The organism is Wenzhouxiangella sediminis (assembly GCF_003410055.1).
Classification (GTDB): Bacteria; Pseudomonadota; Gammaproteobacteria; order Xanthomonadales; family Wenzhouxiangellaceae; genus Wenzhouxiangella; species Wenzhouxiangella sediminis.
Map to the genome: position 1 here is coordinate 1 of NZ_QUZK01000029.1, position 18,668 is coordinate 18,668.

Here is an 18,668-nt window from a genome sequence, read left to right on the forward strand (position 1 = left end):
CGTCAGAGCGGTGCGCAGTAGCTCTGACGCGAAATTTTAGATGCCGAACCAGGCGAAGGCGTACCCTTCCATCAACTCTTCCTTGTGCGGCGAGACCATCTCGACGACCTCGTCGGGCACCTGGAAGCTGCGCACTTGTGGGGCCTGATCGCCGAAAGAGGCCACGGCCACTTCCTGGCCCAGGGCGCGGTAGGTCTGGTTGCGCACGTACAGGTACTCCTGCAGCGAGAAGTTGTAGCGATTGAGCGCCTCGACCTGCGCGCGCTTGGCCTTGATGAGCAGTTCCCCCAGGTCCTGGTAGGCGGTGAACATCTCCCCGATGCCCGCCTCGCGGTTTTCCGCCTCCATCTCCTGCTTCATCGCGTCGAGCCGCTGCTCCAGCGCCTCGAGCTCGCCTTCCATGGCCTGGCGCATGTCGCGCTGCGCCACCAGGAAGCGCTGGAACTGCTCGCTGCTGATGCCGCCGTCCTGCGGCGGCTCGAAACCGTCCTGGTGTTCGATCTGCTCGTTGAGCTCGGCGTATTCCTGAACCAGCTCCTTCACGCCGACGGCTGCGTCCCAGGTCGGCTTGATCACGAAGAAGTAGCCCGCCGTGCCGCCGGCGAGCACCAGCACGACCATCACCACCAGGCATCCCACGAGGAATTTTTTCATTGATTCGCTCCCTTGGCTTTTTGTCTCGAATGCTGACTAGAACGGATTTCGCGCGCCGATCCGGTCACCGGATTCGGCGCCGGTTTTCATGAATTCGCGGCGGCCCAGCGATTAATATGAGCGGCTGTGCATTCACCGACGTTCTCCATGACAGACTTCCTCAACCGCCTTCGGCCGCTTGCGCTCCTGCTGCCGGCATTGTTCCTCGCGGGCTGCCAGGCCGGCCCTTCCGATCGCGACGGGGAGAAACCGACACCCCTGCTGCTGATCTCGATCGACGGCTTTCGCCACGACTACATCGAGCGCTTCGACAGCCCGGCCATCGACCGCATGATCCGCGAAGGCCTCTACGCCGACAGTCTCCACCACGCCTTCCCGACCAAGACCTTCGCCACCCACTACACGCTGGTGACCGGACGCCATCCCGGCACGCACGGCGTGGTGGCCAACAACATGTGGGATCCCCGACGGGAGGCGAGCTTCTCCCTGGGCGACCGCGAGGCGGTCAACGACGGGTTCTGGTACCAGGGCGGCGAGCCGATCTGGGTGACCGCCGAGCAGCAGGGCCTGATCGCCGCCACCTATTTCTGGCCGGGCTCGGAGGCCATGATCCAGCGCACCCGCCCGACCCACTACCGCGCCTACGACGGGCGTGTGCCGCACGAAGAGCGCATCGACCAGGTGCTCGAATGGCTCGCGATGCCGGAGTCCGAGCGGCCCGACTTCCTGACCCTCTACTTCAGCCGCGTCGACTCGCGCGGCCACGGCGATGGCCCGGCCTCGCGCGCGGCCCTGTCGGCTGCGGCCGAAATCGACGGGCAGCTCGGCCGCCTGTTCTCCGAGCTCGAGTCGACGGGCCGGCTCGACGAGATCAACATCATCCTGGTCTCGGACCACGGCATGTCGGCGGTCAGTCCCGATCGCGTGGTCGCGCTCGACGAGTATATCGACCTCTCGAAAGTCCACGTTTCCGACTGGGGCCCGGCGGCTCAGATCTGGGCGCGCGAGATGTCGGCCGACGAAATCGTCGCCGCGCTCGAAGGCGTGGCGCACCTGCGCGCCTGGAAGCGCGAAGACATCCCGGATCGCTATCGCTTCGGCAGCCACTACCGCGTTCCCGACGTGCTGGTCGAAGCCGACCCCGGCTGGCTGATCTCGAGCAAACCCTACATGGCCAACCCCAATCCACCCAAGGGCATGCACGGCTGGGACCCGGCGCTGGCGGAGATGCACGGCATCTTCGTCGCGCGCGGTCCGGACTTCACGCCGGGCGCGCGCAGCCCCGCGGTTCGCAGCGTCGGTCTGTATCCGCTGATGGCCCACCTGCTGGACCTGGAGCCGGCCGAACACGAAGGCCGGCTGGCCACTTTCCTGCCTTATCTAGACGGCAGCGGGCGACACGATTACAGGATCGAACGCTTCGACTGCGAAGCCGGACCGGTCGAGGCACGCATCGGGGCGCGTCACATGGCCCTGCACCACGGCCGGCGCGTCCACGTGCTCGACCGGGTCGGCGAGGGAGACTTCAGGGAAGTCGACCTGTCATTCACGATCGACGGAGACCGGGCCGAAGGCAGCCTGGACGGTCGCTCGCTGGGGGAGTGCCGGCTCATTCAGTGACGAGCCGGCCGGGATGACCCGCATCTTCGCCGACCGGACGCCTGTCCGGCCGGCGGTGCTTCAACCTGTCAGGCTCTGCGCCGCCCGCGTCCCAGGCCGAAAAAGCCCAGCAGGCCGGCTCCCAGCGCAAGAAGCGCCAGCGCGACGGGATTGTTCACGGGCACGGCCAGCGGTGCAGGACCCGGAGGCGGCGGCGTACCCTGAATTTCCACGCTGCCGAGGTCGCATTGGCCGCTGCTGGCGTCCGGACGCGCCTCGCCACGCTGATCGACCGCGAAACTAGTGCCGCAGCCGTTCGTGCCTTGCGGCACCAGGTCGATTCCGGGCCCGTTGGCCGCTGGAAGGTGACTCGGCGTCGGCCCGCCGTTGTTGCCGAGCGGTCCCAGCAACGGATTGGCGCCGACGAGTCCCGAACTGACGGCATCGGCGTTGAACGTTCCCGTCGAGGGCACGGCACCGACCAGGCTGTAGCTGACTTCGAACGTCGCCGGCCCCGGAGGTCCTGGAGGCTGCTGCCCCCGATCCCAGCCTTCCAGCCCGGCCTTCGAAGCCTTCGGCGAAAAGTCGGCGGTCCAGGCCGTGCGTCCGGGAAGCCGACTGGAAACGCGCGGCTTCCAGCCGGCTTCACCTGTCTTGCCGCCAGCCGCCTGGGTATTGCCTTCGGGTTGTGGTCCAATGCTGCCGGCGAGATCGACATCGCCCTCGGTAGCCGAGTTGCCGGCGATGATGCTGTTGCTGATATCGACCTGGCTGTACTGAGCCGTCGAGTAGACCGCCATGCCGCCCACGGGGCCGTCGGTGGCGGAGTTGCCCGTGATGGTCACGCCGTTGAATACAACCGGGTTTCCGTTGGGCCCCTCGATCGTGTAGAGACCGCCGACGGCCTGTGCGGTATTACCGCTGACCGTAGTGTTCTCCATGACCATGCCGTACTTGGCGTCCATCCAGCCGCCGCCGGCCTCGTAGCCGGCCGAGTTGTTCACGATGGCGCTCCCGGAGACGACGATCTCCGATGAAACGCCCCTGTTCGGGCCGGATAGCGAACGCGCGAACACACCGCCTGCCACGTAAGCCGCGTCGTTGTTCGAAATCTCGGTATCGATCAGGCTCAATGGGCCGATCACGTTGAGGCCGCCCCCCTCTGCAGCAGAGTTGCCCGAAATCACGGCATTCTCGAAGAACATGCCGTAGGCAACATCACCACGCCCGATGCGCTGCGGCGGCCGGTTGATCACGCCGCCACCGGCATAACTCTGGTTGTCGGAGATCTCGGATCCCTGAACCAGCAGCTGAGGGCCGGAATGCGCGATGCCGCCGCCGTAGGCAGATCCATTCCCGGTAATGATCGAGCCGTTGGTGACGGAGAGCGAACCGTAGATCACGGCAACGCCGCCGCCGTAGCCGTAGCTGGGTCCCTTGCCGCCGCCGCTGCCGTAGGCGGTGTTGTCGGAAATCGTGACATTGCTCAGGCTCACGTCCCCGCCGTAGGCAAAGATGCCGCCGCCGGCCTGGTAACTGTAGGGCCCCTGCCCGCCACGGACCTCGCCGCCGACCGTCGTCCCCGCGCAGCGCGTGATCGTCATGTCGCTGACTTCGAGGTTGGCGTACTCCGCGCTCAGGCAGCGGTACTGATCATCGCCCGAAAGCGTCACCTCGCTGCCCTGCAGCGTCATGTCCTCGGCAATGAACGGCAGGCCTCCCGTCAGGGTGATCGTCTGGCCCGAAACCCCCGAGAGGTCGATGATGTGCGGGCCGACCTGGCCGTTGGCGGACTGAATCGCCTGGCGCAGCGTGCCGGGACCCGAGTTGGCCGTCGAAGTGACCTGGAAAGTCGCCGCCTGCGCGCCGGAGGCCGCCAGCGCGAACCCGATGGCCGTGGCAAGAGCACCAGGACGAAACGCCTGGCTCCTAGGATTCTGCATGCCTTTCTCCCTTTGAAGATTCGTTGTCGACGCGGGCCGAACGATGGGTTCGTCACCCCTCCCTCTGGGCACCGTATCGCTAGATTACCAGCAATATCCTACAATGACGCAAGCCAAAAGTGTGCGCCAGTTCACATTATGCGGGTAAGATAGGCAATGCCAGAGTGCGCGTCAAGACCGGCACCGTGCTCTGATTCCCGTCTGATCGAACCCAGCGAGAACGCCGGGGTGCGCAATCTCTCAGTTGCGCCCATCGCTCGCCGCCCCCGGGACTTCAGGGTCCCCATCGTCCCCGTTCGCGCCTTGATCACGGCGCTGCGCATCGTGTTCTTCGAGCAGACGCTGCAGGCGCTCGCGCAGCAGCGCCTCGTGCAGTTCCTGCTGGCGCTGCTCGTCGCGAAAGGCGCGCAGCAGGGAGGTGGCCATGAAGATCATCAGCACCATGAAAGGGAAGGCGGCAATGATCGAGATGGTCTGCAGTGCGCCCAGCCCCCCGCTGACCAGGAGAACCCCGGTGACCAGCACGGTGACCACGCCCCAGGTCAGGCGTGTCGGCCGGCCCGGGTTGAGCCGCCCGTTGCTGGTGAACATGCCCAGCACGAAGGTCGCCGAGTTGGCCGAGGTGATCACGAACAGCACGATCAACACGAGCACCGCGATGCCCAGCACGCCCGCGGCCGGCAGCAGCTCGAGCATGCGAAACAGCGCCGAACTCATTTCCGTGCTCACCGCATCGGCCAGGCCGGCATTCTCGAACAGCTCGAAATACAGTGCGCTGCCGCCGAAGGTGGCGAACCAGACCATGCTCAGCAACACCGGCACGCCGATGACGCCGAGCACGAACTCGCGCACCGTCCGACCGCGCGATATGCGGGCGATGAAGCTGCCCACGAAGGGCGCCCAGGCCAGGCCCCAGGCCCAGTAGAAGATCGTCCAGCGCTCCACCCAGTCCTCGCCGGTGTAGGGCTCCATCACCAGGCTCATGCCGATCAGGTTGGCGAAATAGTCGCCGAGGGCATTGGTCAGCACCGCCGTGATGAAGTCGGTGGGCCCGGCGAAGAACACGAACACCAGCACCAGCCCGGCGAGCAGCATGTTGGCGTCGCTGATCCAGCGAATGCCCGCCTCAAGCGGCGTCAGCGACGCCAGCAGGAAGATCACGGCGATGCCGGCGAGAATCGCCAGCTGGTTGTCCAGGCCGAAGCCGACACCGGCGACCGTGCCCAACCCGCTGTTGATCTGGATGATGCCCAGGCCGAGGGTCGTGGCCACGCCGAACACCGTCGAGAGCACGGCCAGGGTGTTGATCGCGTAGCCGGCCGGCCCGTCGACCCGGTCGCCCAGGCTGGCACGGAAGGTCTCGCTGATCAGCCCGGGCCGACCCAGGCGAAAACGCGCGTAGGCGATGGCCAGGCCGACCACGCCGAAATTGGCCCACTGGTGAAAGCCCCAGTGGAAGAAGGAATACTGCATGCCCAGCTCGGCGGCCTCGGCGCTGCGCGGCTCGGCCATGCCCAGGGGCGAGGCCACGTAGTGGCTCATCGGCTCGGCCACGCCCCAGAACACCAGGCCCACGCCCATCCCGGCCGAGAAGATCATGCCCAGCCAGGTCGGGTAGGGAAACTCGGGCGCTTCCCCGTCGGCACCCAGGCGAATCCGCCCGTAGACGCTGAAACCCACACCGACGCAGAAGATCAGAAAGCCGGTGGTGGCGAACAGGTAAAGCCATCCGAAATGGCTCGTGGTGAATTCCAGCACCCGACCGGCGCCCTCGGCCAGCTGCTCGGGCATGCGCGCGCCCATCACGACAAAGCCGGCCATGATCGCCAGCGAGACGATCAGGGTCCAGGGGGCGTTCTTGAGTGTCTGCCGGAGGTCGAGGTGCATGTTTCGGCGCCCTGGCGGCGGCGATCAGTTCCGGTGGCGGCGATGGTGTTCGTGCGACCCGCTTCCGTAACCACGCAGCCGAACATATCTTTCCGTTTGCTCTTCGTCGAGCACCGCCGCCTGGCCGAGATGGGCCTCGAGGTGGACGCGACGCAGATCGCCCTCGATTCGCGCGCTGGCGGCAACCAGCTCGGCCAGGCGCTCGGGCGAGATATCGCCCCGGGCGAAGGCCTCGTCCAGCGCCGCTTCCGCCGCGATCAACTCACGGCCCAGCGCGGATGCCCGCTCCTGCATGGTCTCGAACAGCTCGCGGGTTCGGGCCCGCTGCGTCTCGCTCAAACCCAGCTCGTCGGCCAGTTCCAGCACGTGCTTCGGCCCCGGATAACCGTTGAGCTCGGCCGCTTTCGCGTAACCGAGTCCGCGCCCGGCCTCGAGCCCGGCCATGCGCTCACTCGACAGCGATTTTACGGCCCGGTGCTGCTGACCCGCATACGGCGACTGGGCGATCGCGAGCGAGCAGGTCGAAAGAAGAAGAAGAAGCGAGGGCAGTAAGATTCGCATCGGACAACGGGAAACAGATGGGCTTGCGGACATTCTAATCAAAGCCCGCTATCGCCATCGCCCACCAGCAGGCTCGGGTGCTCACCGGGCTCGGCGAAGGGCACGGCCCCGAGTTCCCGGCCCAGGTCTCCGGCAGCCGGCGAGAAGTAGACCTCGGCCCGACAGTGCAGCGCCCCGGAAACGTGCCGGCAGTAAACGCCCCAGCCGTCGGGCCGCCCGGCGGCCTCGAAAGCCTCGCGGGCGCGCTCGGCGATTCCGGCCAGCTGGGTCTGCGCCAGCACGGCGTCTTCCAGTTCGAGGCGATACCAGCTCATGCCGGCGCTCAGGGCAGCGACCAGTGCTTTTCGAAAGGAATGTCCTCGCCCCCGACGCGGCCGACGTATTCACCCGGCCGGTAGTGCTCGAAACGGAAACGCAGCAGCGAGGTTTCCGATTCGCTCACGCCGTCGTCTTCCATGTTCGACTCGCTCAGGCCGATGGTGGCCGTGGCCTCGTGGGAGCCCGATTCGATGGACACATCCTGCATCTGCCAGTAGCCGTGGTCGGGCAGCACGAACAGCTTGATCTCGTCGGCCGGCACTTCGTCGCGATAGGTATAGCCGAACTCGACGACCAGGCGGTCGGGCTGATTCTCGACCACGTCGACGAAGCGAATCTTCGTGGTCTCGTCCCCGGCGGCTTCGCCTTCGCTCTCGTAGATGCGGCCGGTCTGTCCGCCACCGCCGCAGGCGACCAGAACGAACGCCAGGACTGTGACGAGCAGGATATTTTTCTTCATGACTTTATTTCTCCCTCTTCGATCAATGGAATCTAGACCCAACGCCGCACGCGCTCACGATATGCCCGGTAGTCGTCGCCGAATCGGTCGACCAGCGCGCGTTCCTCGGGCAGGATCTGGAAGCGGTTCATCCAGGCCACGAAGGCCGCCGGCCCCAGCAGGGTCCAGGGCGCGGCCAGCCAGACCGCCCAGGCGAGCAGCACGAACACGAAACCGAGGTACATCGGGTTGCGGGTGTAACGATAGACGCCGCTGTCGACCACCGTACTGGAATCACCCGGCGCCATGGGATTGACCGTCGTGCTCGCCCGCCGAAATTCGATCACGCCGGCCACCGCCAGCCACGCGCCGGTGATCAGCAGCAGCGCGGCCAGCCCGATGCGCAGCCAGGGCGCCGGGTCGAGACCGATGGTCATCCGGGCGACGCCCCACATCGCCGAGGCGACAAGCGCCACGACGAGAACGGGCGGAATCTTCAGTTCCAGGCGATCGATGACCTCATCCCCTCATTCGGCGGGTCATGCAGCATCCTCCGAAGTGGCCAGGAAAGCCGGCAGAATATGAAGGCGGCTCAGCGGCGCGACGTTCACCTCACCGGGATCGCGCGGATCGATCCAGACCAGCTCGGCGATCTCCGCGGCCGCCTCGGGTCGGCCCTCGACGCGCACCAAAAAGGCTTCGGCCCGCACCCGCATGCCGGCCTCGTGTACCGCACGCGCTTCGAACTCGCCCAGGCGAACCGCCGAACCCGGTACGAGCTGCACGCCGATTTCCTCGCGCAGCTCGCGAGCCAGCGTCCTGAGCGAATCTTCGCCCGGCTCGCGCTTGCCGCCGGGCTGAATGAACGTGTCCGAACCCTGCTTGCGGACCAGCAACACGCGCCCGCCGGAATCGGCGATCACGGCGGCGACCGTCTCGATCAGCCCTTCACTCATTGGCCGGTTTCCTCTTGTTGCCCCGTTTCTTCGAGCAGCCCCAGTATCACCCCTCGCGCTCGAGCCCAGGCCTCGCTGAAGGGCGCGATGGGGTCGAAGTGCCCCGCACCCGCCACCAGGGTCTCCCGGGCGCTGCCGCCGGCGCGGTTGACGTTGTTGACGTAGACCACGGTCTGCGACAGCGGCACGATCCGGTCTTCTCGCCCGTGGACCAGGTGAACCGGCACGGCCGGCGGCATCAGCCGGTCCGGGCTGGCCAGGCCGAGCCGGTCGGCGTAGCGCGAGCCGTCGTCGCCGAGCAGCATCGGCACGGCGGCATTGCAGTCGCCCTTCCCGGCCGCATACTCGGCCAGGTCGGTGATCGCCGCCAGCCCGACAACGCCCTGCAGTCCATCCGGAACGCCGCCGCGCCAGCGGTGGTCGGTGACGATGCGTTCCCGGCTGGCCAGCCAGAGTGCGAGATGCCCGCCGGCGGAATGACCGACCAGCACCATCCGCCCGGCATCGACAGGGTAGTTCCCCGCGATGGTCTCGAGTTGCGCCAACCCGACAACCACGTCGTCGAAGGTGCCGGGCCAGCCGCCGCCGGGCTCACCCAGGCGGCGATACTCGATCGCCCAGGTCGCGACCCCGTGCTCGTTGAGGTCGGCCGCCAGCGGAGCGATGTGGTCGGCGCCGTAATGGCGCTGCCAGCAGCCGCCGTGAATCAGCACGGCCACCGGGAACGGCCCCTCGCCCTCGGGCAGGCGCAGCTCACCGAACTGCGAGGGCGCATCACCGTAGGCCATCACCTGCCCGGCCGGCGGCTGCGGTAAATCCATGATCTGCGACCAGGAAACGCCCGACTGGGCCAGACCGGTGCCCGTCACGAGGCAGAGCGCTCCGGCAAGGAGAAGAAAGCCGACTGCTGAGCGTGCACGCTTCGGCATGAGTGCACCTCCTCGATGAAATCCAATGCCGACCCTATCAGGTTTCGCGCGCGCGGCCTGGGCTGAGCCCCCGCAGAGACAGGCCCACGGCCAGCAGGGAGGTAGCGGCCGCCATCAGCAGCATGGCGCCCGAAAGCCACTCGGCCCAGGCCGGGCCCGTCGTGCCGGCGGCGGCAATCGGCGTTGCGCGTCCGGCGCCAAGTACGGCGCCCAGCAAGCATCCCGACCAATTGAGATAGCCGGCGGCCGGCCAGCTGAACGCCAGCAGGGCCTGCGATCGCGGGGCGAGCGAAAAAGCCGGCCAGACGCCGCCTACGGCGATCAGCAAGACCCCGCCGAGCACCCCGACGGTATGCGCCGACAAGCCGAGTCGCGGCAAGGCCATGGCGGGAATGAAGAAAGCGCCGACCAGGGCCAGCAGGATCAGCACGAAGCCGTGGCGAATCAGCGAGCGATTCATCGAATATTCCATTCGCGACATGGCCGTCTCAGTCCTCCGGGGGATCGTGCTCCTGGCGGTCCGCCGCCCGGTCCGTGCTGACCAGCAACAGCCACAGCACGGCCAGCACGGTGCCGCTGCCGGCCGCCGCCAGCCCGAACTGCAGCAAGGGCAGCAGCCAGAAGGCCATCGACTGGTCGGCCTGGTCCAGGACGCCGACGAAGTGGACCGCGTAGGTCGCCACCGCCAGCAGCCCGGCGATGATCAGGACGATGGCGATCGCAAGCAGCACTCGCGATCGGCGGCGAAGCGAACGATCGATCATTCGCTCGACCAGACCGCCAGCTCGTGGCCGTCGGGATCGCGAAAATGGAATCGCCGCCCGCCGGGAAACTCGAAGGGCTCGGCGGTGATCTGGCCGCCGGCGGCGCGGACTTTCGCCACGCTTTCCTCGAGGTCCTCCGAATAGAGGATGACCAGCACGCCGCCCGGCTCGACGGCATCGACCGGGCGAAACCCGCCGGACTCGCGATCCGGGTCGCCGGCGCGCCGGATGCCGACGTACTGGTCGCCGTAGTCGTTGAAGGTCCAGCCGAAGGCTTCGCCGTAGAAGCGCTTGGCGCGGGCCAGGTCGGTCACGGGGATCTCGATGTAGTCGATCGCGTGGTGCGTGTGGTTCGAATCTGTCATGTCAGCCTCCCGGGGGTCGAATGCCCCGATGCGTTGCAACAACTCGGTGGCGGCTTCCTGCCGAAAGGTCCGGATAGCGCCGAAACTCGGCCCGCGCACCCACAGGGCGAAGACGGTCGGCGGCAAATCCCCGCAGCGCGTCCAGCCCACCAGCCAGCCCTCGAAGGGGCCTTCGAAAGTCTCCCCGACCGGGCCCGCGCCGGTTTTCCCATGCAGCCGGCAGGTACCGGTATCGCTCAGCACGCTGGCCGCGCGCAGCTCGTCGAGGTGCTCCGGCGCAATGCCGAGTTCTCCCTCGAGCATCCGGGCCAGGAAAGCGACCTGCTCGCGCGGCGAGATCAGCAGCGAACCGTCGAGCCAGAAACCGTCGTTGCCGTCGGCGGCGACGCGGTTGCCATAGTCGAAGCGCGACAGGGCCGAACGGTAGCGCTCGCCGCCCACCGCCAGGGCGATGTCGCGGAAGAACCAGACGGCCGAACGGCGGAAAGCCGTGACCAGGCTCTGCGGCTGCTTCCAGGAAGCCGGCCAGAAATCCTCCGGCGGCCGCTGCTCGGGGTCCCAGTCGCGCAGGGCGTCGGGATCCTCGACCACGCCCGTCTCGAGCGCGATCAGGAAATTGGGAATCTTGAAGGTCGAAAAGGGCGGATGCCGCTCGTCGATGCGTCCGGGCTCGAACGCATGGGCGCGGTCACCTTCGAGGTCGCGCGCGAAGAACACCACCTCGCGCTCGCCGACGAGGCGCTCAAGCGCGGCATCGGGTTCGATCGGGGTCGGCGCTGCCAGGGCAGGCATCGGCACAAGCAGGCCGAAGACCACGGCCGTCAGGAAGGAAAGCGAATGGCAGGAGCGTGCCGACATGGACCTGGATACCGGAAAGGGTCTGAGGGCATTATCCGTTCATCGCCCCGCACTGGCCAGCCCCTGCGCGGCCTCCCGCGGGGCGTCTGCTAGACTCGCTGCGTCCCAGCAGGAATCAACGCGCTCATGCAGATCTGGATAAACGGCCGCCTCGTACCCGAATCCGAGGCGAGCGTTTCGGTCTTCGACTCCGGTTTCGTGCTCGGCGACGGCGTGTGGGAAGGCGTGCGCGTGGTCGGCGGCAAGCCGGCGTTTCTCGACGCCCACCTGGCTCGCCTGGAAGAAGGGGCCAAGGCGCTGATGATCAACGGCATGCCCGCGCGCAAAACGCTGATCGAAGCAGTCTGTGCCGTGATCGAAAGCAACGAACTCGTCGACGGCGCCCACCTGCGCATCATGCTCACCCGGGGCGTGCGCCGCGAGCCCTACCAGGACCCGCGCCTGATCGAAGGCGGGCCCACCCTGGTGATCATCCCCGGCCACCACCCGGTCACCGAAGACATTCTCGTCAAACCGCAGCGCCTGTTCACCGTGCACGTCCACCGCGGCGCACCCGACGTGCAGGATCCCCGGCTCAACAGCCACAGCAAGCTCAACTGCATCCTCGCCTGCATCCAGTCTTCCGTGGCCGGCGCCGACGAGGGCCTGATGCTCGATCCCGACGGCTTCGTCGCCACCTGCAACTCGACGCATTTCTTCATCGTGCGCGACGGGATGGTGATGACCTCCGACGGCCGCTACTGCCTGGGCGGCATCACGCGCGGCCACGTGCTGTCGCTGTGCCGCGAGCACGGCATTCCCTGCAGCGAAAAGACCTTCAGCCTCACCGATGTCTACGCCGCCGAAGAGGCGTTCACCACCGGCACGCTGTCGGGCCTGCGGCCGGTCGGCGAGGTCGACGGTCGCACCATCGGGTCGGGCCGGCGCGGCCCGGTGACCGAACGCCTGCAGCAACTCTATGCCGACCTGATCCAGAGCGAAGCCCATGCCTGAGCCGCTGCGCATCGCCATGTGGTCGGGCCCGCGCAACATCTCCACGGCGATGATGCGCGCCTTCGAGAATCGGCCCGACTGTGCGGTCGTCGACGAACCGCTCTACGGCGCCTGGCTGAAGATGAGCGGTGAGCCGCATCCGATGCGCGAGGAAGTCATCGCCGCCATGAATACCGACTGGCGCTCGGTCGTCGCCGACCTGACCGGCCCGGTACCCGAGGGCAAGCCGGTCTGGTACCAGAAGCACATGACCCACCACATCCTGCCCGAGATGATGGAGACCGGCTGGCTGGCGAAGCTCACCCACGTCTTTCTCATCCGCGACCCGCGCCACGTCGTCGCCTCCTATCTCGACAAACGCGACACCGTCTCGCCCGAAGACATCGGCGTGCCGCAGCAGCAGGCCCTCCACGATTTCATCGTCGGGCGCATTGGCCAGGAACCGCCCGTCATCGACAGCGGCGAATTCCTGGCCGACCCGGAAGGCCACCTGCGCGCCCTCTGCGACCGACTGGACATTCCCTTCGACGAACACATGCTGTCCTGGCCGCCCGGCCCGCGCGAGTCCGACGGCGTCTGGGCGCCGCACTGGTACCAGAAGGTTCACGAATCGACCGGCTTCGGGCCGCCGCCCGGGGAGCCGCCGCAACTCGAAGGTCGGGCCAAAGCCGTCGCCGACAGCTGCCATCCGCTCTACCGGCAACTCCACGCCCAGCGCCTGCGCCCCTGACTCAGCCGGCACCCTCCCCGGGAGATTCCGCCTCCGCCGGGCGCGTGTGCGGGAACCAGTGGAAGGCCAGACCGAGCGCCACGCCCACGGCCGCGATTGCCCGGAAGGCATCGATGTGCCCCAGGCCAGAAACCAGCATGCCGGCGGCGGGCGAGCCGACCGACTGGCCGACGGCGATCGCGACGAAGGGCACCACCGGCCCCAGGGAGGGATGCTCGGCCAGCAGCCGCACGCCCGTGACCAGGTAGATGCCGGTGAGCATCATGTAGAACACGCCGAACAGCGCCGCCGAGGCGATCGCCGGCGCGAAGGCGCCCGGCCACTGCGCCAGCATCAGCAGGCTCAGCCCCAGCCCGGCCAGGGCGGCACCTTGCACGCGGGCGATGCCCAGGCGGTCGGCCAGGTCGCTGGCCGCGCCGGCGGCCAGGCCGCCGAAGCCCAGCGCCAGCCAGAGCCAGGCGCTGGCGCGATCGGGCAGATCGCCGACGGTGCCGACCAGGTCCGGGGCGAACACCCAGTAGGCCGAGCTGACCAGGCCCATGCCGAAACCGAACAGGGCCAGCCGCCACAGCGCATGGCGCATGCTCGGCTTGCGCGAGCGTTCGGGCTGTGGCTCGGCCATGCCCGACGAAGCCGGCAGGTACCACCAGGCCAGCGCGGCGCAGAACACGGCCACGAGTGCGAAGCCGAGATAGCCTTCGCGCCACTGGCCGGCCAGGAACATCGCGCTCGGCACCGCCACCATGACGCCCAGGCTGGTGCCGGCGTTCATCACGGCCCCGACCCGTCCGTGCACGGAGGGCCTGACGGCCGCGTGCATGCCACCGGACAGGGCCGGCATCATCAGGCCCGTGCAGAAGCCGCAGGCGAACACGCCGCCGGCCAGCACCCAGGCGTTGCCGGCCTGGCTGACCGCGGCCATGCCGATCACGCCGAACAGGCAGGCACTCAGCGCCGCGCCGCGTGAGCCCAGGCGGTCGACCACGCCGGCTGCCGCCAGGCTGGCCAGGCAGAAGCTCACGTAGGGCAGCGCGCCGATGCGCCCGATGACGTCGGCCGACAAACCGAGGTCGGCGCGGATGGACGGCACGTAGAGCCCGAACGCGAAGCGCGCCAGGCCGTAGCTCATGGCGATCAGCGCGGCCCCGAGCAGCGCATAGCGCTTGGCGTTGAGCGGCGTGCCCACGGCCAAGGATCAGGCCGGGTCGGAATCCAGCAGGTCGACGGCGACGTCCATCTTGTCGAGCAGCGTCGACTCGCCCTTCTCGAGCGTGGCGTTCATGCGCTCGCGAAGACGGCGGTACTCGGCGCTGTCGTCGCCTGCCGTGGCGTGGGTTTGCGCGTCGGGCCACTGGGCGTAGCCCACGTAGCGGCCCTCGCCGCCGTGGTGCAGGCGCGAGCCGCGGCTGCCGAAATTCGCGCGAATGTAGCGGGTCAGGTCGGTCCAGGCTTCGACGAACTCGTCTTCCTGGCCGGGCTTGACGATGAATTCGATCAGTACGCAAATCACTTGGCTGAATACTCCGAGACGGGAGAAAGCTCGCCGGCGCGCATCACGTGGGTGATGCTGCGATAAGCGCTGGCGGATTCGGACGGATCGTCGGCGAGCACGATCAGGTCGGCCAGCTTGCCGGCGGCCAGCGTTCCGAATTCCTCGAGCCGGCCCATGGCCGCGGCACCATTTCGCGTCGACATCCTCAGGATCTCGGCGGGCGCCAGGCCCGCGGCGGCCATGGCCTCGATCTCGCTGTAGATCGAAGGCCCGTGCACGGTCAGCGGGTTGCCGGCGTCGGTGCTGGTCACGATCGGCAGGCCCGCTTCGAACACGCGCAGCAGGTTGGCCCGCGCCACGGCTTCTTCAAGCGCGGCCGCTTCCAGGCTCGAATACGCCGCCGCCACCGCCTCGGGCGAGGGATCGTCGGCGAAGGTATCGGCTTCGCCGATCACGCGCCGGGTCTCGGCGTCCACGCAGCCGTTGGGGTCGTCGAGCGCCGGCGCCTCGAGACCAAGCCGGACGCTGGCCACCGCCCGCCGCCAGTTACTCGAGACGATCAGGGTCGGGGCGTAGAACGTGTTGCCGGCACGCATCAAATCGAGGAATTCGGCATCGACGGGCTGGTCGACCACGCTGTGCACCAGCATCTGCGCGCCGGCACGCAGCGCGGCCTTGGCGTTGCGCAGCTCGGTGGCGTGAACGATCAGCGGCAGGCCGGCCTCGCGGGCGGCCTCGCCGATCAGCCCGAGCCGGGCGTCGAGTGCCTCGACCTCTCCCGCCGGCGGATCCAGGTACCAGACCTTGACCGCTTCAGCGCCCATCGCCGCCAGTTCAGCCACACTCTCGAGCGCGGCGGCGTCGCTGTCCATCGGCAGGAAGGTGTCCTGCCCGCCGGCACTGAGCACGCCGAAGACGGGCTCGTAGTGGGTGATCAGGGGCCCGGCGGCCCGGTAGTGCGGCCGGACCGGGCCGTCCGCCCCGTTCTCGTCGACCTTCAGGGTCCAGGGCAAGCCGCCCACGTCGTAGACGGCGGTGACGCCTGAACACAGCCAGGCCCGGTGCCAGCGCTCGGGATGCTCGCTCAGCGAGGCCTGCTGAGATTGGTAGTCGTAGTGATCGATGGCAATGCCGCTGTCGGGGCGTCCGTCGATCCAGCCGGTCTGGGCGTAGTGCACGTGCCCGTCGACCAGCCCCGGCGCGACGTGCCGCCCGGCCAGGTCCACGCTGCGTGCACCGTCGGGCAGCTCACAAGCCGAACGCGCCCCGACGCAGGCGATCCGCCCATCCTCGACGACGATCACGCCGTCCTCGATGGCCGGGCGGCTCGTCCCGTCGTGAACCGTGGCCCCCACCAGGGCGAGCGACTCCGCCCAGGCCGGCGCGGCGCCCGCTGCAAGCACCAGCAAGAACAAGATTCGTTTCATCGATTTCCCCTGCATGTCTTCCGGTTTCGGAGTCAGCGGCGCCTCAAAACCCGCGACCCGCTGAGCCGATCATAGGGTGTGCGGCCGGTCCGGAACAATTCGATCAGCCACAGCAACGGCCCGGCGAAGGCGATCACCGCCGGGAGGATGGTCCAGGCGGGCATACCCGCCTCGCCGGAAAACACCGCCTGCTGGGCCAGCATGTGGCCGAATTCCCAGGGCGCGAACTTGACCAGGTTGCGCCCCAGCGCCGACGCGAATCCCAGTCGATCGCCCGCCTCATCGGTCACCCGCAGACCGAGCGCACGCTTGCCCAGCGACGCCTGCACTGCCGACGACTCGGTCAGCGAGAAATACAGGACCACCGGCACGGTCATGGTCGCCAGGCCGAGCAGCTGGCCCGACCAGGGTCCGCCCGGCCCGCCGGCATCGCTCGCTCCGAGCAGCACGGCAACTCCGAACAGCAGCCCGCCCCACACGGCGATCACGCACCAGTCGATGCAGAAGGCCGCGAGGCGCCGCCAGGCCGGCGAGCCGTTCACCCGGCCCCTGCCGTGGCGCCGACGAGCAGGCCGCCGGCCAGCCAGAGCACGGCCACGGCGGACAGGACCTGCAGCACCCGGTCGGTCAAGGAAGCGCCACCGTGGTCGTGACCGTGGTGCCCGTGCCCGCCGTCGCGGCGCGCCTGCCACCAGAACCAGGCCAGCACGGCGTTGATGGCGAAGAGCACCACATTGAGCACGAGCTGGTAGTTGACCTTGAAGAACTCCCGCTCACCCGGCGGCTTCACCTGGGAGAAGTCCGGCAGCATGTCCAGCGCAACGAGCGCGTAGTGCATGATCAGCGAGGAGGCGACGATGCCGACCAGCATCAGCGCCAGGATGTAGAGCGCCATCTTCCAGCCGTAGTAGGCAGCTTTGATGCGCAGCACCGGCAGCACGACCAGGTCGGAAAAGATGAAGGCCATCACGCCGGCGAAGGTCACCCCCTGCGAGAACAGCACGGCGGCCAGCGGGATGTTGCCCATCGAACCGATGAAGGTGAAGAACGCCGCCACCGGCCCGACCACCGTCTGGGCCAGCACCTGCGCGAACCCCGGATTGGCGGCGTTTTCGCCGCCGGCGCCCAGGAACAGCGCCTCGAAGAACGCTTCGGGCACCATCGCCGAGATGACGCCAGCGACCGTGAAGCCGATCAGCACGTCCTTCCAGACCATCTGCCATTCCATCACGTAGGTCTGTCCGATCTGCTGCCACCCTTCGGCGCTGCGGATCTTGTCCTTCCAGGAGCGGTCTTCGCCGCCGTGATCGTGCCCGCCGTCGTCGAGCCTCTCACGGGCGCGCTTTTCGAGCCGGCGCGGCCGGGTGATGCGGATCAGCAGCCAGGTGGTAAGGATCAGCAGCAGGCCGCCGACGTACTCGCCGACGACGAACTGCCAGCCCAGGAAGATGGCGATGACCATGCCGAGCTCGATGACCAGGTTGGTCGAGGCCAGCATGAAGGCCAGCGACGGCGCCAGGCCCGCGCCCTTGCAGAAGATCGCGCGCGTCGTCGACAGGGCCGAGAAACTGCAGGAGCTCGACAGGAACCCGAAGAACGTACCCAGCACCATGCTGCGCGGGCCGTCGCGGCCCATGGCGCGTTGCATGCGCTCGCGCGTGACCAGCACCTGGATGAGGCTGCTGATGATGTAGCCGAGGATGAAGGCCCACAGCGCCATCCAGAAGAAGCCGACGCTGGTCGTCGCCGCCTCGCTCCAGCGGGTGAGAAAGTCCTGCATGTTCACGCCGCCGCCAATTCGGACCGGGCGCCGCCGATCACGTGGGCGGCCGAGCGGACCAGGAACAGCACCAGCAGCGAGGCCACCAGGATGTCGGGCCAGCGCGTCCCGGTGGCCCAGACCGCGCCGGCGGCGACGAAGACCGACAGGTTGGCCACGATGTCGTTACGCGAGCATTCCCACACCGAACTCATGTTGACGTCGTCGGCTCGGTGCCGCCACAGGAGATACAGGCAGGTGCCGTTGGCGGCCAGCGCGAGCAGGCTGAACGCGCCCATCAGCTCGAAAACGGGCGTGGCCGGCACGAACAGCCGGTAGACGATCTGGGCGGCGACCACGGCTGCGGCAAACAGGATCAGGCCGCCCTTGAGCAGGGCCACACGGGCCTTGGTGCGGCGGCCGCGGGCGACGGCATAGAGGCTGATCGCGTAGGTAAAGGCGTCACCCAGGTTGTCGAGGCTGTCGGCCAGCAACGCGCTCGACCGGGCGAACAACGCGGCCACGACGATGACGCCGAACATCACCGCGTTGATCACGAAGACGGTTTTCAGCGTGCCGCGCTGGCGTTCGCGCAGCGCGTCCATCGATCCGCCGTGGTCGCAACAGGCACTCATGGCTCTTCAATCCTTTGCCAGCGGCCCCGCCGGACGCGATTCGGGCTTCCGGGCCAAGGGTTCTCATGATGGTAACGGACAGGCGCCGGCCTCACGTGTTCCCCACCGATTTCGAGAAGACGTTGATGACGACCACGCCGGCGACGATCAGCGCCATGCCGGCAACGGCGGGTGCATCGAGGGCCTGGCCGAAGAAGGCGTAGCCGGCCAGCGCGATCAGGGCCACCCCGACGCCCGCCCAGATCGCGTAGGCGATGCCCACCGGCAGGGTCTTGAGCGCTAGGGACCCTCTGAAAAAGTCTGCGCGGAGCGCGTTTCAGTCGGAAAAGCCGCAGATCGTGTGGTGCGACCCGAGTGAC

The 18,668-nt window shown here is 67.8% G+C and carries 21 protein-coding genes and 1 pseudogene; 3 read left to right on the forward strand and 19 right to left on the reverse strand.

The window, feature by feature from the left end; translation table 11 throughout:
• Nucleotides 1–36 precede the first annotated feature (36 nt).
• Nucleotides 37–654 carry a hypothetical protein gene (locus DZC52_RS06360; protein ID WP_116650295.1) on the reverse strand — a complete coding sequence of 206 codons (618 nt, stop codon included), beginning with the start codon at nt 652–654 and terminating at the stop codon, nt 37–39.
• A 147-nt stretch (nt 655–801) separates the two neighbouring features.
• Here DZC52_RS06360 and DZC52_RS06365 point away from each other — a divergent pair, with 147 nt between their 5' ends.
• Entirely contained in the window at nt 802–2,274 is a 1,473-nt protein-coding gene (locus DZC52_RS06365; protein WP_116650296.1) for an alkaline phosphatase family protein, read from the forward strand.
• A 68-nt stretch (nt 2,275–2,342) separates the two neighbouring features.
• Here the strand turns inward: DZC52_RS06365 and DZC52_RS06370 are convergent, their stop codons facing one another.
• The 11 genes from DZC52_RS06370 to DZC52_RS06420 all read right to left on the reverse strand — a co-directional run bounded on the left by DZC52_RS06370 (nt 2,343) and on the right by DZC52_RS06420 (nt 11,273).
• Nucleotides 2,343–4,196, reverse strand: coding sequence for a choice-of-anchor Q domain-containing protein (locus tag DZC52_RS06370; protein WP_116650297.1), 1,854 nt, complete (start codon nt 4,194–4,196; stop codon nt 2,343–2,345).
• A gap of 240 nt (nt 4,197–4,436) precedes the next feature.
• The gene (locus DZC52_RS06375; RefSeq protein ID WP_116650298.1) at nt 4,437–6,083 is read right to left on the reverse strand and encodes a BCCT family transporter; all 1,647 of its coding nucleotides are present in this window, start codon (nt 6,081–6,083) and stop codon (nt 4,437–4,439) included.
• Nucleotides 6,084–6,107: 24 nt separating this feature from the next.
• Complete coding sequence (locus DZC52_RS06380; protein ID WP_116650299.1) at nt 6,108–6,644, reverse strand: hypothetical protein; 537 nt, start codon at nt 6,642–6,644, stop codon at nt 6,108–6,110.
• A 38-nt stretch (nt 6,645–6,682) separates the two neighbouring features.
• Nucleotides 6,683–6,958, reverse strand: a complete 276-nt coding sequence (locus DZC52_RS06385; protein WP_116650300.1) for a hypothetical protein — start codon at nt 6,956–6,958, stop codon at nt 6,683–6,685.
• Nucleotides 6,959–6,966: 8 nt separating this feature from the next.
• Entirely contained in the window at nt 6,967–7,422 is a 456-nt protein-coding gene (locus DZC52_RS06390; protein WP_116650301.1) for a hypothetical protein, read from the reverse strand.
• A 32-nt stretch (nt 7,423–7,454) separates the two neighbouring features.
• A complete protein-coding gene (locus DZC52_RS06395; protein ID WP_245960776.1) occupies nt 7,455–7,877 on the reverse strand; it encodes a methyltransferase family protein in 423 nt (140 codons plus the stop codon).
• 63 nt (nt 7,878–7,940) lie between these two features.
• Nucleotides 7,941–8,357 (reverse strand): NUDIX hydrolase, encoded by a 417-nt coding sequence (locus DZC52_RS06400; protein ID WP_116650303.1) that lies wholly within the window; start codon nt 8,355–8,357, stop codon nt 7,941–7,943.
• Entirely contained in the window at nt 8,354–9,286 is a 933-nt protein-coding gene (locus DZC52_RS06405) for an alpha/beta hydrolase family protein (RefSeq protein ID WP_116650304.1), read from the reverse strand. The genes DZC52_RS06400 and DZC52_RS06405 overlap by 4 nt, the downstream gene beginning before the upstream one ends.
• Nucleotides 9,287–9,323: 37 nt before the next feature.
• Nucleotides 9,324–9,767, reverse strand: coding sequence for a hypothetical protein (locus DZC52_RS06410; RefSeq protein ID WP_147307627.1), 444 nt, complete (start codon nt 9,765–9,767; stop codon nt 9,324–9,326).
• A 7-nt stretch (nt 9,768–9,774) separates the two neighbouring features.
• A complete protein-coding gene (locus DZC52_RS06415; RefSeq protein WP_116650306.1) occupies nt 9,775–10,050 on the reverse strand; it encodes a hypothetical protein in 276 nt (91 codons plus the stop codon).
• Nucleotides 10,047–11,273, reverse strand: a complete 1,227-nt coding sequence (locus DZC52_RS06420) for a penicillin-binding transpeptidase domain-containing protein (RefSeq protein ID WP_116650307.1) — start codon at nt 11,271–11,273, stop codon at nt 10,047–10,049. Before DZC52_RS06420 ends, DZC52_RS06415 begins: the two co-directional genes overlap by 4 nt.
• 126 nt (nt 11,274–11,399) lie before the next feature.
• On the opposite strand from DZC52_RS06420, the gene DZC52_RS06425 reads away from it, so the two are divergent.
• Both DZC52_RS06425 and DZC52_RS06430 read left to right on the forward strand, forming a co-directional pair.
• Entirely contained in the window at nt 11,400–12,266 is an 867-nt protein-coding gene (locus tag DZC52_RS06425; RefSeq protein ID WP_116650308.1) for an aminotransferase class IV, read from the forward strand.
• Nucleotides 12,259–12,996, forward strand: coding sequence for a sulfotransferase-like domain-containing protein (locus tag DZC52_RS06430; protein WP_116650309.1), 738 nt, complete (start codon nt 12,259–12,261; stop codon nt 12,994–12,996). Before DZC52_RS06425 ends, DZC52_RS06430 begins: the two co-directional genes overlap by 8 nt.
• 1 nt (nt 12,997) lies before the next feature.
• Here DZC52_RS06430 and DZC52_RS06435 read toward each other — a convergent pair whose 3' ends face one another.
• From DZC52_RS06435 to DZC52_RS06465, 7 genes and pseudogenes are all read right to left on the reverse strand, one after another.
• The gene (locus DZC52_RS06435) at nt 12,998–14,182 is read right to left on the reverse strand and encodes an MFS transporter (RefSeq protein ID WP_147307628.1); all 1,185 of its coding nucleotides are present in this window, start codon (nt 14,180–14,182) and stop codon (nt 12,998–13,000) included.
• A gap of 9 nt (nt 14,183–14,191) precedes the next feature.
• Entirely contained in the window at nt 14,192–14,506 is a 315-nt protein-coding gene (locus DZC52_RS06440; RefSeq protein ID WP_181918815.1) for an antibiotic biosynthesis monooxygenase family protein, read from the reverse strand.
• Entirely contained in the window at nt 14,503–15,915 is a 1,413-nt protein-coding gene (locus DZC52_RS06445) for an amidohydrolase family protein (protein ID WP_181918816.1), read from the reverse strand. The genes DZC52_RS06440 and DZC52_RS06445 overlap by 4 nt, the downstream gene beginning before the upstream one ends.
• Before the next feature lie 32 nt (nt 15,916–15,947).
• Nucleotides 15,948–16,457: an RDD family protein gene (locus DZC52_RS06450; RefSeq protein WP_245960777.1), complete on the reverse strand. Its 510-nt coding sequence runs from the start codon at nt 16,455–16,457 to the stop codon at nt 15,948–15,950.
• Nucleotides 16,454–17,695 carry a permease gene (locus DZC52_RS06455; RefSeq protein WP_116650313.1) on the reverse strand — a complete coding sequence of 414 codons (1,242 nt, stop codon included), beginning with the start codon at nt 17,693–17,695 and terminating at the stop codon, nt 16,454–16,456. Before DZC52_RS06455 ends, DZC52_RS06450 begins: the two co-directional genes overlap by 4 nt.
• A gap of 2 nt (nt 17,696–17,697) precedes the next feature.
• Nucleotides 17,698–18,309, reverse strand: a complete 612-nt coding sequence (locus tag DZC52_RS06460; RefSeq protein WP_116650314.1) for a cation efflux transmembrane domain-containing protein — start codon at nt 18,307–18,309, stop codon at nt 17,698–17,700.
• Nucleotides 18,310–18,400: 91 nt separating this feature from the next.
• Nucleotides 18,401–18,595 (reverse strand): annotated as a pseudogene (locus tag DZC52_RS06465) (SMR family transporter); the annotation flags it as partial.
• Nucleotides 18,596–18,668: the final 73 nt, after the last annotated feature.